This window comes from Streptomyces diastatochromogenes, assembly GCF_002242805.1.
GTDB classification, from domain to species: domain Bacteria; phylum Actinomycetota; class Actinomycetes; order Streptomycetales; family Streptomycetaceae; genus Streptomyces; species Streptomyces diastatochromogenes.
On the sequence record NZ_MCGQ01000026.1, the window covers coordinates 33,021 to 48,707 of the forward strand.

At 65.4% G+C, this 15,687-nt stretch carries 14 protein-coding genes and 1 pseudogene; 10 read left to right on the top strand and 5 right to left on the bottom strand.

Annotated elements, in window-relative coordinates:
* The first annotated feature begins 200 nt into the window (after positions 1 to 200).
* A complete protein-coding gene (locus tag BEK98_RS28405; protein ID WP_143684167.1) occupies positions 201 to 1,361 on the top strand; it encodes a chymotrypsin family serine protease in 1,161 nt (386 codons plus the stop codon).
* A 270-nt stretch (positions 1,362 to 1,631) separates the two neighbouring features.
* On the opposite strand, the pseudogene BEK98_RS48060 reads toward BEK98_RS28405, so the two are convergent.
* A pseudogene (locus tag BEK98_RS48060) lies at positions 1,632 to 1,802 on the bottom strand (IS256 family transposase); the annotation flags it as partial.
* 549 nt (positions 1,803 to 2,351) lie between these two features.
* Between BEK98_RS48060 and BEK98_RS28410 the strand changes: the two are divergent.
* Positions 2,352 to 2,864, top strand: coding sequence for a hypothetical protein (locus tag BEK98_RS28410; RefSeq protein WP_143684168.1), 513 nt, complete (start codon positions 2,352 to 2,354; stop codon positions 2,862 to 2,864).
* A gap of 45 nt (positions 2,865 to 2,909) precedes the next feature.
* Positions 2,910 to 3,983, top strand: coding sequence for a ferritin-like domain-containing protein (locus BEK98_RS28415; RefSeq protein WP_244202032.1), 1,074 nt, complete (start codon positions 2,910 to 2,912; stop codon positions 3,981 to 3,983).
* 627 nt (positions 3,984 to 4,610) lie between these two features.
* Here the strand turns inward: BEK98_RS28415 and BEK98_RS28420 are convergent.
* From BEK98_RS28420 to BEK98_RS28435, 4 genes are all read right to left on the bottom strand, one after another.
* Entirely contained in the window at positions 4,611 to 5,489 is an 879-nt protein-coding gene (locus tag BEK98_RS28420) for an aminoglycoside phosphotransferase family protein (RefSeq protein WP_094219534.1), read from the bottom strand.
* A complete protein-coding gene (locus BEK98_RS28425; protein WP_094219535.1) occupies positions 5,486 to 6,967 on the bottom strand; it encodes a helix-turn-helix domain-containing protein in 1,482 nt (493 codons plus the stop codon). The genes BEK98_RS28420 and BEK98_RS28425 overlap by 4 nt, the downstream gene beginning before the upstream one ends.
* A 103-nt stretch (positions 6,968 to 7,070) precedes the next feature.
* Positions 7,071 to 7,799, bottom strand: a complete 729-nt coding sequence (locus tag BEK98_RS28430) for an HAD family hydrolase (protein ID WP_094219536.1) — start codon at positions 7,797 to 7,799, stop codon at positions 7,071 to 7,073.
* Positions 7,796 to 9,211: a helix-turn-helix domain-containing protein gene (locus tag BEK98_RS28435; RefSeq protein WP_094219537.1), complete on the bottom strand. Its 1,416-nt coding sequence runs from the start codon at positions 9,209 to 9,211 to the stop codon at positions 7,796 to 7,798. The genes BEK98_RS28430 and BEK98_RS28435 overlap by 4 nt, the downstream gene beginning before the upstream one ends.
* A gap of 829 nt (positions 9,212 to 10,040) precedes the next feature.
* Here BEK98_RS28435 and BEK98_RS28440 point away from each other — a divergent pair.
* The 7 genes from BEK98_RS28440 to BEK98_RS28470 all read left to right on the top strand — a co-directional run bounded on the left by BEK98_RS28440 (position 10,041) and on the right by BEK98_RS28470 (position 15,527).
* Positions 10,041 to 10,235 carry a hypothetical protein gene (locus BEK98_RS28440; RefSeq protein ID WP_094219538.1) on the top strand — a complete coding sequence of 65 codons (195 nt, stop codon included), beginning with the start codon at positions 10,041 to 10,043 and terminating at the stop codon, positions 10,233 to 10,235.
* Between the two features lie 140 nt (positions 10,236 to 10,375).
* The gene (locus tag BEK98_RS28445; RefSeq protein WP_094219539.1) at positions 10,376 to 11,698 is read left to right on the top strand and encodes an ATP-binding protein; all 1,323 of its coding nucleotides are present in this window, start codon (positions 10,376 to 10,378) and stop codon (positions 11,696 to 11,698) included.
* A complete protein-coding gene (locus BEK98_RS28450) occupies positions 11,695 to 12,114 on the top strand; it encodes a roadblock/LC7 domain-containing protein (RefSeq protein WP_094219540.1) in 420 nt (139 codons plus the stop codon). The genes BEK98_RS28445 and BEK98_RS28450 overlap by 4 nt, the downstream gene beginning before the upstream one ends.
* Positions 12,115 to 12,137: 23 nt before the next feature.
* Complete coding sequence (locus BEK98_RS28455) at positions 12,138 to 12,458, top strand: DUF742 domain-containing protein (RefSeq protein WP_208643263.1); 321 nt, start codon at positions 12,138 to 12,140, stop codon at positions 12,456 to 12,458.
* Complete coding sequence (locus BEK98_RS28460; protein WP_094219542.1) at positions 12,430 to 13,038, top strand: GTP-binding protein; 609 nt, start codon at positions 12,430 to 12,432, stop codon at positions 13,036 to 13,038. Before BEK98_RS28455 ends, BEK98_RS28460 begins: the two co-directional genes overlap by 29 nt.
* 2 nt (positions 13,039 to 13,040) lie before the next feature.
* The gene (locus BEK98_RS28465) at positions 13,041 to 14,270 is read left to right on the top strand and encodes a cytochrome P450 (protein ID WP_244202048.1); all 1,230 of its coding nucleotides are present in this window, start codon (positions 13,041 to 13,043) and stop codon (positions 14,268 to 14,270) included.
* A gap of 12 nt (positions 14,271 to 14,282) precedes the next feature.
* Positions 14,283 to 15,527: a cytochrome P450 family protein gene (locus tag BEK98_RS28470; protein ID WP_094219543.1), complete on the top strand. Its 1,245-nt coding sequence runs from the start codon at positions 14,283 to 14,285 to the stop codon at positions 15,525 to 15,527.
* Positions 15,528 to 15,687 lie beyond the last annotated feature (160 nt).

Below are 15,687 nucleotides of genomic sequence, written 5' to 3' on the forward strand. Positions count from 1 at the left end.
CTACGGTGAGCCTGCGTCGGCGTGAAGAGCTCCGCAGAGGCTGAACCACCAGGTTCCGTGCTCATTCCACGTTGCGATCATCCTTCACTGACGCTGAGCCAGCACGGTCACTTTTCCGTGGCGGTCGCGCGGTGGGCGACGACCACAGCCACGAAACGATCAGCTGCCTACAACGGCAAGGGTTGCTGGAGGGGTAGGAAATGAACGCTGCTGACGGCAGCGGCATGGGATTTTCTGTGCCGCCACAAGGAGAGAGGATGCAAGGGTCGACTGGCGAGGCTGGCGGCGTTTCCTTTGAGCCCTCGCCCGAGATGCTGGCTCAGCAGGAGGAGGCCAGTGGCATCAGCGATCCACGCGTCCGGGAAGCCAAGGAGGCGCTTGCCGAAGCGATTCGGCAGGACCTCTACGGGAGGGCACCTGGGCCTCGGACCGAGGAGAGTCTGAGCGGTGCGGCCATGATACGAGGCGTCGCCGTTGGGCCGGGCGAACGCGGCGGGGAAGGCGCACCAGGGCAGCAGGTGCTGCAGGTGTATGTGGCCGAGCCTCTGACAGCAGACCAAGTGCGCGCGTTGCTCGTTGATGCCATGGACGTGCGACTGGCAGGCGACGTGCCTCTCCAGGTGATACATGCCGGCATCATCAGGGCAAAGTCCGGAGCGTTCCGGACGCGGCCTGCCCCCGGAGGGATCTCCGTGGGGCACTTCCAGGACAAGAAAGGGTTTGGAACCCTGGGGTGCCTGGCCACAGGACGGAGTGGAGACGCCGCAGGCAAACTGTTCTGCCTAAGCTGCAACCACGTGCTCGCCCTGAGCAACAGCGCCCAACTGGGGGACTGCATTGTCCAACCCGGCCCGGGTGACGGCGGCAGTTGCCCCTCAGAGCAGATCGCAGTCCTGGAGAATTACGGAATCCTCGACTTCTCCGGCAAGACGAACTATGTCGACTGTGCAATCGGCTGGTGTTTCCCAGACCGAGTCACCAAATCACTGTTCCACATTGTGAACGGTGTCGTCCAGTATTTTGGAATCAGCAGTCAGACCCGTGTCGCCACGCCGAACATGTGGGTGGGGAAGATGGGCCGCACGACGCAACTAACCTACGGGAGAGTCACGTCCACCACTTGGAGTGGCAAGATCGACTATGACGATGGCGACGAAGCCTACTTCGACCGCCAGATCGCCATCACCAACCCGGGTTACAACTTTTGCCTTGGAGGCGACTCGGGCTCGATCATCTGGACCGGTGACTCCGCGACGAACCCCGTGGGCCTGCTGTTCGCAGGCGACGATGCAGCGGGAACCACGTTCGCCAACCCCATCGACTGGGTCCTGAGCACACTGAACATCAACCTGTCCACCTGACCACACCATCTAGCCCGGGCAACGGGCAAGGTTCACCGCTCCCCCGGGCCGGTGCGCCCTATCGTGGTGTGGCGGCGGGCAAGGCACGCAACCCCGTCGGCCGGGCCAGCCGCGACGGGCGGCATGGCGCAGCCGGCCCTGCCTCCTCTGATCGGAGAAGGCAGGGCCGTGAGATGAGGGTGCCGGTCGGCAGCCGATGTTTCGGGTTGGCCCCTGCGCGCCCGCCGGTCAGGGGTCTGTCAAACGAGCGGTGTAACCAGGGTGTTGGGGCTACTGACGGGCTGCTGAGAGGCGGCCATCGAAGGTGATGTCGAAGGCGTTCAGGGCGGTCTTCCAGCGCATGGTCCAGCGGGCCTGGCCCTTGCCGGTGGGGTCCAGCGACGTGATGGCCATGTATACGCATTTCAAGGCCGCGGTTTCGTTCGGGAAGTGGCCGCGGGCTGCCTATGACCTCGACGCCAGCCCGCTGACCCGCCACGACGTTACCGTGCGGTATGAGAGCGCTACGGGTCGATAAGGCCGCCGACCGAGGTCTGTCTACCACTGAGCACTCGGTTTGCCGACAACACCCGTCAGGCTCAGCCGGTTCACCTCATGCTCAGTGGCATGGGGGGTCACCCAAAGCAGTACACGGTCTCATCGAAGTCCGCGCACTCCCAGCTGAAGAAGCCGTAGTAGCAGGCCTTTCCGTAGGTCCTGAGACAGTAGTTGCTGCCGAAGATGCCGAGAGTGACGTCAGCTGGTGAATCAATTCAAGGCCGTACCTGCGACGTACAAACCGTGCACCAGCCTAGTGACGGCTAACACAATGACGTGGAGCTCTCTGCCCCGTCATCGTGCAGCAAGCCGTGGGACCGAAACACCTTCCCACTCGGACTGGCGGCACGCCCACATTCGGCCTGATGGCTCGTATACGCCTCCAGCTTCCTTTACCTTCGGCCGAGAAACGGAGGAAGCGGTGAAGGACATCCTGATGGAGGTACGGCTAGCGTGCGCACACCCGTCTACGAACTCCACATCCGGCCTATGTTCCGCGCTACCGACCGCGCCCACATGATTTCCGATCTCGACCTCTGGGACTACGAGACCGTCGTCGCCCAGGCCGACGACATCCTCGACCGCCTGGAGAACGGCCAGTCACCGGTCATGCCACCGATCACCCACGGCGGACCGTGGCCAGAGGAATGGATTGAACTCTTCAGACGCTGGAAGGACGGTGCCTGCAAGCGGCTCGAACTCGGTACGGCGACGTACACGTTCAACCAGACGGCCACCGCAGTGACCATCACGGCAACCGGCACCTTTCCTTCTGCGGGCTGTGGAGGCTGGCTGCAGCTCGACAGCGAGACGGACGCGGCGAAGACCTATGTCCTATACGTGGAACAGCCGGACGCCCCGGTGTCGGGTACGCCGGCTGCGTTCACTCTCAAGGAGCGCTACCGAGCCGCGGATACCCGTTCTGTCTTCGTCCGTGACGCGACGGGCGTCCAGCAACTGCACTGAAGCGGCGATCCGCTGTGATGCGACCGCGATGAGAAGGAGTGCCCCTTGACTCAAGCTCTTGCCTATGAGAGCAAGGCGATCGTCGCCTTGATGGGCCAGCCCGAGCCGCAGCGAAACGGAAAGTGGCTACAGGACGCCTTGCAACAGGCGATCATGCTGGAGCTCGCGACCCTCCCTCCGTATCTGTGCGGTCTGTGGTCGATCAAGGACCCGGTGAGGGACAAGGCCGTCTACGACGCCATCAAGGCGATCATCATGGATGAGATGTCACACATGGGGCTCGTGTGCAACATGCTCACCACCATCGGCGGATCCCCACGCATCGACCACGCCGACCTGGTTCCGAAGTACCCGGGGCACCTGCCCGGGGGTGTGCGACCTCAGATCTGCGTGTCCCTCAGCGGTCTGACTCGCGCTTCCCTCGACATGTACTGCCAGATCGAACGGCCCGAGGACCCCGTCGCCGAATTCGAGGAACCCGGCGAGTCGATCGGGGCCTTCTACAGCGCCATCCGGCAAGCGTTCAAGCAGAACGCCGACCTGATCCAAGGCCACCGCCAGGTCGAGAAGGACATGGAGGACGAATACGGTCTAGGGAACAGCCTCGTCCCGCTGTCCACACCAAAGGCCGTGGACGACGCCATCCAGGTCATCATGGAGCAGGGCGAGGGAAGCCACAGCTCTCCGAGGAACCCCTACTTCGGCAGGGAGGGCGAGCTCGCCCACTACTACGAGTTCCGTCAGATTCTGCAGGGCAAGAAGCTGGTAGAGGTGCCGACGGCTCCCGAGGGGTGGGCCTACGAAGGCTGCCCCATCGCGATGCCTGACGCCTACCCGATGGGGACTGTACCCAGGGGAGGCTGGGCGCAGGAGCCGACATACCGCCCTGACCCAGAGGTGCAGGATCTCCTTACAAATTTCAACCAGCTCTACACCGAAGTGCTGCGAGGGCTGGAAAAGACATGGCAGACGGACGATCAAACGCAAGCGAACCACGCTCTCGGCGAAGCCGCAAAGCGGATGCGGGATCTGAAGCGTCCTGCGCGGGCGCTGATGCAGTACGAGTTGCCGGACGGGAGCGGGCAGACGTACGGGCCTGAGTTCCTGTACGTCGAGTAAGTCTCATGCTCCGGCTCCTTAGTATTCCTAATTGGATTTCGCACATAACAGCTGTGATATTGCTCCGGGATTCCAGCGTCACCCACTGACAGAAGCGCGGGGCGGGTGCGATGAGGCAATGGCCGGGTTCGCCCCCTACTGGGCCCGGTGACTCGATTGAGTGCGAGGCTGCAGGTTCGAGGTGCGAGCATTGGACCGGTGAGCACCACGGGTACGCCCATGCCATCCAGCCGGTCGTCTCCTTCGGTGCATTCGTGGACGTCCGTACGGTCCCCGAGTCCGCACGACGGCGGTCGGATCCTCGTGCTGCCTGCGCATCTCGCGAATCTGCCAGCGCAGAAGGGCGCGGATGGTCTCGGCGGCGCCGGCGTCGCGCGATTTGGCGAAGTAGTGGTGCTCCCCGTTCTTCCGTGGCAGACGTGTCGCAGGAAGCGTCATTGGGAGCTGGTGCGGGCCTGGCAGAGGATCGCGTTCACGATCTCCCGCATCTCGTACTGCCCCGCATGCCGGTTGACCGAGGGGTTCTTCGCCTACCAGGCGGCGACCACTGGCCGGATCAGCCCAAGGCTTCATCCGACGGGTCGCTCGGGTACGCGAGCCGCCCGCCCAGGTCCGCCACCGGATGTGTCAGGCAGGGCTCCATTTGGCTAGGTCGTCGCGGTTTCTGAGCGTCTCGATGCGATGCGACAGCTGCTGTGCAGCAGCGGCATCTCCCCGGTCTGCGCGCCGAATGTAGGAGCCGAGGGTGTGGAGGTCTCGGATTTCGCAGAGGACACGGAGTCCGGGCCACTGCCTGATGTCGTATCCGTACTGATGGCTGAATGTGTCGAGTTCTTCTGCAGTACGCCCGAAGCGCACACCTTGGAAGGTATTGGCCAGGTCGACCTCGCGAGGGCCCACAGCCGCCTCGTCCCAGTCGCCGAGTCGGACGTCCTGATGGGCCCAGAGGGTGTTTCCTGGATAAGCGTCGCCGTGGATATGTCCGTGGCCCAGCGGGAAGTCAAGGCATCCGTACTCGTCCAGCAGTTCTTCCCTCCGCGATGCCAGCCATGCTCGCAGGTCTGGCTCCAGGTAAGTGCTGGAGTCCACCGTGTTCTTGAGCGAGGCTAGCGGTTGGTACTGCGGGAGGGGGATCGGTGGCGCAGGCATGGCGTGGAGAGCGCGGAGCAGTGCGCCCAGGTGTTCTGCGGGTGGGGCACCGCCGTCCATCGGTTGCGGGTAGTGGCGCCAGAATGTCACGACGTAGGGCTCGTATGTCAGCGGCTGTGGGACGTCCACAGGTTCCGTTGCAGGGAAGTCGTTCGCAACTAGCCAGCGGGTGAGGGACACAGCGGTCTCGAGCCGCTGCCTTTGGGAGGCGAGGCTGACGCGTACGACCACGCCTACTTCTGCGAGCAGGAACACGGAAGTGGCGTGCTGGTGGAGTTGGGTGAGGGATCGGTCTGCCAGGCCTGACGCCCGGCAGGCCAAGCGGGCGGCGGACTCGGGTGAGACCGTCATGGTCATGCGGTGAGGGCCTTCGTTCGTGTGTCGATCGCCTGGTATCCGCGGGTCGCGTCCGCAAGGTCACGGGCGACGGCGCTGCGAGCGAGCCGCGGCTCCTGCAGCAGCCTAGTCACTGCGTGCATGGCGTCGCCGAGTTGCCGGATCCGCCGGTCCGCAGGGAGGTCTAGGATGGGCTGAAGTTGTTCGCTGGCTCCTTCGATCTCTCCTGCGGCGATGCGTGCGGTCGCGATGTCTAGACGGGCCAAGGCCTCGTCGCCGTACGACCGGCGTTCCTCCGGGCCGTTCTCGTACAGGTCGATGGCCGCCGTGGCGTGCCGTTCGGCCAGTTGATGTTCTCCAAGGAGGGCGAAGGTTCCCCCGATGTAGTACTCCTGTTTCGCTTCGGGAAACGTGAGGAGGCCACCGAACCGGGTGAGGGCGTCAGGGGCTGCTTTCTGTTCTCGAGCGCGTTGCAGGTCTTCGAGCGCGGCCATGGCCGTGGCGCGGTCTCCGACGCGGGCTGCCGCCCTGGCCTCGATCGCGGCGATCCGGATGCGGGTCTCCCCACCAGGGGCCAGCTGGATCGCCTGTCTGGTGTAGTCGAGCGCAGTCTGTCGGCGAGTGGACCACTCTGCGATGAGCGCGGCTGTGCCCTTGACCCAGGCCCGTAGGTCGTTGTGGTCGACCTGTTCCGCGAACGTCCAGGCTGTCTGGAGCTGCGCGATCGCAGCGTCTTCGTCGCCGAGGTTCTGTGACGCGTGGGCGAGCAGGAGGCAACTCGTTCCGGCGAGAAGGAACAGTTCGCGGGTCTGGCCAATTGGTTGGCGGCCGTTGAGCAACGAGAAGAGGTGATCTCGCGTTCTGACGAGGTTGGTGAAGATCTTGTGCAGCGGGGCGTGGACGTAGTCGTTGGCGATCCCGGTGAGGGTGGCTTCTAGGCCCTCAAGTTCGACGTCGCTCACGTTGGTCTTTGTGATCTCGTCCGCGAAGTGCAGCGACTGTCCGGCAGCCTGTGCAGCCAGCACGTTGAGGTCTGTGACGTCGTGTGTTGCTGGCAGGGTGTCATGACGGTCAGGCCCTGGCCCGGAGTACGTTGCACGGCCGGGTGTGACGGGTGCTGCGTTTTCGCGGAATGGTGGGGTGAGGAGGGCGTCCGGTGTCCCGATGCCCTGCAGGAACCGTGCAGCCTTGTCGAGGTTCGTTAAGCGTCGGCTGCCGGCTTCGAGCATCGACAGAAAGCTCTGGCTGAGTCCGGTCATGAACGCCATGTCGTCCTGACGGAGTCCCGCCCGTTCGCGGATGAGTCGGCTTGCGAGTCCGAAGTCCCAGCTGGCAATGGCAGCTTGAACGTCGGGGTCGAGCCAGACTGCGTCCGGGATGCTGGGGCGGGGGTGGGCCTCCCATTGCCTGTCGCGGGAGCATGCCGCGCACCTGTCTTCCAGGTTGTACTGGCTCAGTCGGCATGCGCAGCCGACGCATGCGCGGGCGTCTTTCCGCATCGCACCCCCGTTCCTTGTCTGCAGACGCCAGCGTACGAGCGACTGTCGTCCACCCGGTATCACTAACGTGATACCGGCAGGTGAGACGGGCTACGGGGTGCGCTCAGACGCCTTCTCGGGTCACGGCTGTGATTGCGTCCAGGAGCCGCGGGACGTCTTCGAGGCTGTCGAGTACGACATCGGCTCCGGCTGACTGCAGTTCGTCGGCGGAGGTCTTGCCGGAGGCGACTCCGATGACGGGAGCGCCGCCTTCGAGGCCCGTGCGGACGTCTTCGAGGGAGTCGCCGATGATGACGGAGTTGGATCGGGTGAAGGCCGCCCCGTACTTGGCCTGGGCTCGCTTCTGTGCGACGGCGACGAGGGCTGGACGGTGGTCGTTGTCGGAGGAGTACCCGCCGATCTCTGTGTCCACGAACCCGGCGAGGTGGAATGCTTCGAGCTTCAGCAGTGCGTTCGGCTTGAGGTTTCCCGTGACTACGGTCGGAACGTGGCCGGCTTGTGCCTGCACCGCCTTGAGAGCAGCCACCGCGCCGGGCAGCAGGACGCCTTGCTCGCGCAGCTCCCCGGTGTGCGTGGCGAGGCGCTGTGGCAGGAGTTCCACCATGCGTGGCAGTAGGCGGGGGACCTCCGTCTCGGGGACTCCGTTGTCCAGGAGCAGGGATCGGATCGCGAGGGGCATGGTGACCCCGGTGCCCCGGGCCGGAAGCTGTTCCGGCGGGCGGCCGACGATCTCGGCGAAGGTCTCCCGGTAGACCTGTCGGTCGATGTCACCGACGTACAGCAGGGTGCGGTCGATGTCCCACAGCACTAGGATCTGTCCGGCCCTGGTCAAGTTCGGCTCCCTGATTCCGTCATTGCGGAGCGTCGCTCCAGTACGTCTTGAGCGTACGGGCTGTGGGCGATGGGGTGGAGCTGGTCGATCATGCTCGTGACGTGGTTGTCGAATCGGGCCGACTGGAGCTTCGCGGCAAGGTCGAGGACTTCGTGTGCTGTGGCACACCCGGCTTCGAGATCGCCATGCTCGATGTGGGCGGTTGCGGCACGCGAGAGGAACAGGCCTCTGGTCCGGTGGTCCGCTGGGTTGAGCGCCTCCCGGGCCTTCGTGAAGCTGGCGACGGCGTTGCGTGGGTCGCCGAGGTCAAGGTAGCAACTGCCGGCCTGTCCGTGGATCTCGCCTTCGTTGATCCAGTACAGCCAGTGTGGATCGTGTTCAGAGCGGCCCTGCGCGCAGAGTTCGGCGGCTCTTCCTAGTGCGGCAAGCGCGGCCTGTCGTTCGCCGAGTTTGGCGTGCCCGCGGGCCTGCCGGGTCAGGAGCATCGCCTCGAGCGCGGGCGTGCCGAGTTTCTTGATCTTGTCTCGGGCTCGTTGTGCCGCGGTGACGGCGTGGTGCGGGGCTCCGGTGGAGTACCCGTGGATGGCTATGTAGGACAGTGCGCCGGCGCCGAGTCGTACGTCTTGTGAGGCCTTCGCGGCGCGGAGCGCGGCGTAGAGGTAGCTGAGCGGGCGCTCGCGGTCGCCGGAGTCGAAGACGAACCAGCCGGTCTGGGTGGCCGTGTCGGCGATGATCGCCGCGAGCCGTCGTCCTGTCGCCTCGTCGTACGACGTTTCCTCCACGAGGTGCTTGAGAAACTGGAGGTGGCGGTCTCCGAGACTCGTGAGGGTACCGCTTCCGTCGCTTGCGTCCATGGTCCGCAGGACATCGGTGGTGCGCTGAAGGCCATCGAGCAGGTCATGGGTGAGGCGGCTTCCCTCCGCTGCACGGAGGAGCGGGTCGGCCTCGGCGGTGTCCCACGCATTCACGAACGCGGTGAGAGCGACGCCGCTTGCGGTGAGGAATCGTCGACGGTCCATCGCGCTACCTCCTACCGCAGTATCCAGTGCTGCCACCATACGGGCGGCTGTCCATGGCAGGGTCGGATCGGCGTCTCCTGCGAACTCGGCGACCTGCTGCTCTACTGCCGGAACGCGGGCATGAGGGAGGGGAAGGGAGACCAATTCGGCGGGTACGCCTAGGCCTGTCAGAAATTCAACGATCTTGTCTATGTTGGTGAGGCGACGGCGGCCTGACTCGAGCATGGACAGGAACGCTTGGCTCAGACCGGTGAGCTCCGCCATGTCTTCTTGGCGTAGGCCGCCGCGCAGGCGGATCAGACGGCTGGCCCGGCCTAAGTCCCAAGCAGCGAGTGCGCCCCGCACATCTGGGTCAAACCAGACACTTCCCGGGACCGTAGGAGTCTGCCTCACCCAGGTTTGTGAGCGAGCACAGGCACCGCACAGTGTGTCCGTGTTGTACTGACTCAGGGAGCAGCCACACCGATCACACCGTCGCTGCGCCTGCTGAAGCACTCTTTCCTCCCCTGAGCGAGCACGTGCGGCCCTTTCCGGAGCCGGAATCACCTCAGTGATATCACCCTCGGAATGTGCGTAATCGCCCTTCAGTAAACAGGATTAGGGATCAGCCAACGCCCTTGTGACAGAAGTTACTTGGTCAAGCGGCTCAAATCAGTACGTTCGGACGTACAGGAGATCCCGGTGATTGCCTCGCCAGGCCGAGTTGAAGCGGTCCCCGACCCGCTCACCGCTCAGTGGTCGGCCGCACCTGTCACACCGCTGCATGGCTGGCAGCAGCCACAAAACTCCTCTCTCTTGCAGGAGCCGGCGTTGCCACCCGGGCAGACCGAACTGCAGTGGAGAGTCCAATTCACGGGACGTCCGCTGTTGCGGCTCAGTGAAGTGGATGTCGTGCAGGCGGGGCTCCTCGTGGGTCTACGGGCGATCGAGGGTGTCCGAAAATGGGGGCTGCCTGTGGGACCGGTTCTCTGCTGCCATGTGCATTCCCGGATTCACATTGCGGTTGAATCGGACACGGCATACCGGTGGCACGCTCCGCAGACTGTGTGCCGCGCGGGCATGTGGGGCTGTGCGCTCGATGGGCAGCTCGCGGCGCACTCGCGCTGCTCGGGGATCTGGCTGCTTCCCCCTGACTGGCAGCACGTGTGCACCGACGGCGCGGCCCTCCTTCACTGGCTCGCACTGACGCGCTCTGCGGGTGTACGCAACTGGGCGGGTCTGTATGGCGGTTAGCATCTCGGCCGTCGTGCTGCTGGGGATCATCACGTTCCTGCTCGTCAAGAAGGGCGGATTGAAGGCCGCACACGCGGTCGTCTGCACCCTCTTCGGCTTCTATCTCGCTAGTTCCTCGATCGCGCCGACGGTCTCGCAGGCCACAACGAGCCTCGTTCGGATGATCGGACAGATCAAGTTCTAGCCGCACCGCCGACGAGCTCCACAAGGCGAGGCAAGGCTCCGTTGCCCTCAGCCAGCCGGCGTCAGCACAACGGTCCGCACCGTCAGTCCGCAGTCCCCGTTCCTCGGTCGCCATCCGCTCGACCCCCAGTGAGAGATCCGATGAGTTACGAAACAGCCGCCGCGGCACCCCTCGTCATAGCCGGCGTGCTCATTGCCACCGTCACGCTGACCGCGTACTTCGCTCGGCAGTCCGCCAAACACCGTGCTCGCGCCGCACAGTGGAAGGCATTCGCCTCGGCCCAGGACCTGATGCTGGCGACGGCAGTCTCTTACGGCCCTGAACGAGTTGCGGCGTTACTCCAGCAACCGCTCTCGGGCGCCCCGCAGTTCGCGGTTCCCGACATTCTCATCGGCTCCGGCTTCGTGGAGAACCTCCGGGTGCTCAGCGAGCGACACGTCGCGGATCTACACCGGATTCAGCAGGAGACCGCCGTGTTGACTAGGCAGCAGGTCGAAGCGGAGGCACGCGAGTCTGCGAAGACGGCCGTAAAGTCCTTCGCCACGGCGATGGTGAGCACCGGCATCGACGTCAGCAGCGAGATTGCTCAAGCCCTTCGCCGGCACCGCGGCGGTGGCATCTTCGAGACGCTGACCAGGATCGATCACGGCGTACAGCAGATGCTCCACCAAGCTCAGTCGTACGTCGTGCTTTGTGGCGGACTGCTCGGGCAGCGGTGGCCCGCCAGCACACTCACAGACGTCGTTGGTGCGGCCCAGGGCGCCATCCGCGACTACACACGGGTCCAGACGTATGCGTCGGACCGGGCTGTGATCGCCCGCGTGGTAGGGCCTGTGAAGCTCATCGTGAGCCACCTACTCGACAACGCCGCCCGCTACTCGCCACCACAGACTCGAGTAGAGGTGAGCGCACAGAACGGCCACCACGGGGTCACTCTGCTCATCGACGATGCCGGCAAGCGCATGAACGAGGAGCAGTTGGAGCGCACACGACGCATCCTGGATGGCCGCCAGGAGGTCGACATCCTCAACACGGAGGCACACCCGAGGGTCGGCTTCCCGGTGATCGCGCTCCTTGCTCGCCGGTACGGCATCAAGGTGGTGCTCTCGGACTCCAACCGGTACGGCGGCATGTGCGCCTCGGTCTTCCTGCCCGAGGGCCTCCTCACCAGCATCCCGACGGATCTGGAACCGGCCGCCCCGCAGCCCGCCGTACTCGAGGCGCCCGCACCGCCACAGCCGGCGCTGACGGAGAACGGGCTGCCGACACGAACACGCCGTCGGCAGGTGCAGCCACAGCAGGCCCCTATTGGGCGCCGTACGAGTACCGAGCCAGCGCGCCCGGCGGTGATCGGCGCCTGGCAGCAGAGCAGCAGGCGCGCTCGCGACGCAGCCGCACCCCCGCAGCGAGACGCCCAGGACACGGCCACACACACCGAGGAAGAAAGGTCCGTCGACTCATGACGACGCAGGTGAACAAGCTCGGCTGGATGCTCGGGGACTTGTCGAGCATGCCGGAGGTCCGCTACGCCGTCCTTCTCGCCTCGGACGGGCTCGCCCTGGGCTACTCGGAATCGGTGGACCGCGACACCGCAGACAAGATCGCCGCGTCCACCAGCGGCTTCCACTCCATCGGCGTCGCCTTGGCCCCGTACACCGGCGGCGCGAAGAACGGGCTGCGCCAAGTCGTGGGCGAGTTCGACGAGGGACTCCTCTTCGTCAAGACCGTGGGCAACAACGCGCTGCTGGCGGTGTCGACGACCGAAACGGTGGACGCCGAAGTCCTCACCTACCGAATGAACGGGCTGACTGAACGCCTGGGCGCTGAACTCGCCACCCCGGCGCGGCACCAGGGCGGCGAAGGCGGCACTCGGCCATGAGGGGTCCGCGGCGCGACCCCGACATGGTCCGAGCGTATGTCCGGACACGAGGACACTCGTCGCCGTCCCGCGACGGCCTGACCCTGACAACTCTGGTCCGCGCCGCAGACCGACCGCTCCATGGCCTGGACGTCGAAGCCCTGCGGGTCATGCGGATCTGCCGCGGGCCGTTGTCGATCGCCGAGATCGCCTCGTTGCTGGACCTGCCTCCCACCGTCGCGCTCATCGTCGTCTCGGGTCTTCTCGACACCGGCCACCTCGACTCCCCGGCACCGGCCGGCCAGCCGGACATCAGCGTTCTGGAGGAAGTGCTCAATGGACTCCGTGCTCTCGCCGTCAGATGAGCACCTCTACCTGCCGGCCACCGTGACCCGGTCAGCGAAGATCCTGATCGCGGGCCACTTCGGGGCAGGGAAGACGACGCTGGTGGGCAGCGTGTCCGAGATCAAACCGCTGCGCACCGAGGAGCTGATCACAGAAGCCAGCACGGGCATCGACGACCTCGCCGGCCTGCCCGGCAAGACAGAGACGACCGTCGCCTTCGACTTCGGCCGCCGCACCCTCAGCCCCCAACTCGCTCTCTACCTGTTTGGCACCCCCGGACAAAACCGGTTCACCCCCTTCTGGGAGCACCTCTTCCACGGGGCCCTGGGCGCGCTGATCCTGGTAGACACCCGTCGCCTCCAGGACTCCGACCCCGTCCTCGGGCTCTTCGAGGAACGCGGCCTTCCGTTCGGTGTCGCCGTCAACGAGTTCGAGGGCGCTCCTCGATACGCCCGGGACGAGATCCGCCAGGCGCTGGCCCTCGACGACGACGTGGTGCTCACGTCCTGCGACGCCCGTAACGAGGTGTCCTCCATCCACGCGCTGATCGCTTTTATCGAATACCTCCACCGATCCCGCCGTCTGGAGCACCTGTCGTGACCATGCAGCCGCCGTCAGCACGTGCCAGCTACTTCATTCACTCCGATCAGATGCGATTCGCGATGTACACGCCGGAGTTCGCCGCCGACCCATACCGCTTCTACGCGCACATGCGGGAGCAGTTCGGACCCGTGGTCCCGGTGTACCTCGACCCCGACGTGCCCGCCACGCTGGTGATCGGCTATCACACCGCGGTCCGCATCCTGCACGACCCTGTGCGGTTCCCGGCTGACCCGCGGGTCTGGCAGCAGAGCGTTCCCGCCCACTGCCCGGTCCTGCCGATGCTGGAATGGCGGCCGAACGCGCTGCGCAACTCGGGGCCCGCGCACGATCGATACAGAGCGGCGAACACGGCCGCTCTCGGCAACGTCCGTCGCCACGCACTGCACTCCACAGTGCAGCAGATCGCGATTCCCTTGATCAACGAAATCTGCGAGGACGGCCACGCGGACCTGCTGGCGCAGTACGCGCACCCGTTGACGTTCCAGGCCCTCAACGCGGTTCTCGGGTGCCCGCCGGAGATCGGTCAACGTGTCGCGACCGGGATGGCCGCCGTCTTCGAAGGCGTGAACGCCGAGGCCGGCAACGCCATGCTCGCCGAAGCCCTCACCGAACTCGTGGACCTCAGGCGCAGCCATCCCGGGATGGACATCACCACCGGCCTGCTGATGCACCCTGCGCGACTGAACGAGTCAGAACTGACGCACCAGTTGGTGACCCTGTACGGCGCAGGGATCGAGCCCCAGCAGAACCTCATCGCGAACACTCTGCGGCTCATTCTCAGCGACGACCGCTATTCCGGCGACGTGATGCGGGGGAGCATCAGCGTTCGCGACGCCCTCGACGAACTGCTCTTCGTCGACCCCCCGTTGGCCAACTACTGCGTGTCGTATCCGCCGAATCCCGTGGAGATCGACGACGTCATCCTGCCTGCTCATCAACCCGTCGTCATCAGCATGGCTGCCTGCAACAACGACCCCACCGTCGTCTCCGAACAGCGGGCCGGCAACCGCTCTCACCTGACATGGAGCGCCGGGCCCCATGCATGCCCCGCCCAGCCTCTGGCCTACCTCGTCGCCCAAGTGGCCATCGAGCAGGTCCTGGACGCCCTTCCCGAAATGGAGCTGGCCGTTCCCGCCGACCAACTCACCTACCGTCCCGGTCCGTTCCACCGCGCCCTGACCGGCTTGCCGGTCCACTTTCCCCCGTCGCCGCACCTCACCCTGACCTAGGGAGCCCCGAGCATGGACCGCATTCCGCCCCTCGTCCTCGACCCCACCGGCCGCGCCCGCCCGGCCGAAGAAGCCGCCCTCCACGCCGCCGGTCCCGCCATGCTCGTGGACATCCTTGGCGTGACCGCCTGGTCGGTCAGTGACCCCGCCATCCTCAAGAGCCTTCTCAACGACCCTCGGGTGTCCAAGGACGCCCGCAAACACTGGCCGGCGTTCATCAGCGGCGAGATCACCGAGAAGTGGCCGCTTGCCCTGTGGGTCGGCGTGGACAACATGTTCACCGCCTACGGAGACGACCACCGGCGGCTCAGGCGTCTCGTCAGCCAGGCATTCACCGCGCGCAGCACCGCCGAGATGGTGCCGCGCATCGAACAGATCACGGCCCGCCTCATCGACCAGATGGCCGGGGCCAAGCCCGGCGAGGTCGTCGAACTGCGCGAGGCTCTCGCCTTTCCCCTGCCGATCCAGGTCATCGGCGATCTCATGGGACTGCCGGAGGACGTGTGGCCTCGCTTCCGCACCGTGGTCGACGGCGTTTTCGACACCACGCTGAGCAGTGAGGAGAGCCGCGCCAACACCATGTCCCTGTACGGCATCCTCAAGGAGTTGGTCGCGGCGAAGCGGACCACGCCCGGCGAGGACATCACGTCGGCGCTCATCTACGCACGCGACTACGAGGGCGACGGTTCCGTTCTCACGGAGCAGGAGCTCCTGGATACGCTGCTCCTGGTCATCAGCGCAGGCTATGAGACCACCGTCAACCTGATCGACCAGGCCGTCACAGCGCTCCTCACTCACCCCGACCAGCTGGCTCACGTCCGCGGGGGGCGAGCCTCATGGGACGCCGTGATCGACGAAACCCTCCGCTACGCCGCGCCCATCAGCCACCTGCCCCTGCGGTACGCCGTCGAGGACATCCCTCTCCCGGAGGGGGTGGTGATTCGCCAAGGCGAGGCGGTCCTCGCCGCCTACGGGGCCGCCGGCCGCCATCCCAACCTGCACGGCACCACCGCGGGGACGTTCGACGTGACGAGGGAGGACAAGCAGCATCTGTCCTTCGGGTACGGATCGCACTTCTGCCTCGGCGCGCTCCTGGCCCGCGCTGAAGCGCGCGCCGCTCTGCCCGCCCTCTTCGATCGATTCCCGGACATAGCCCTCGCCGTACCCGCTGAGGAGCTCGAACCGCTCGCGAGCCTCCTCGTCAACGGGCATCGCACTCTGCCCGTCCGTCTGCAGCACACCGACCAACCCGGCTGACCGGGCGAGATGCCTTACGCGAGCCCAGCTGCCCTGGTCCGGAAAAGATCGGGTATGCACCAATTGTCAATGGCTCCCGGCAAGCTACCCACCCCCATTTGAACACCTAGAGCACCCGTGTGACCACCATACGTGATTCGAGGTGCTCGGCCTGCGGAAG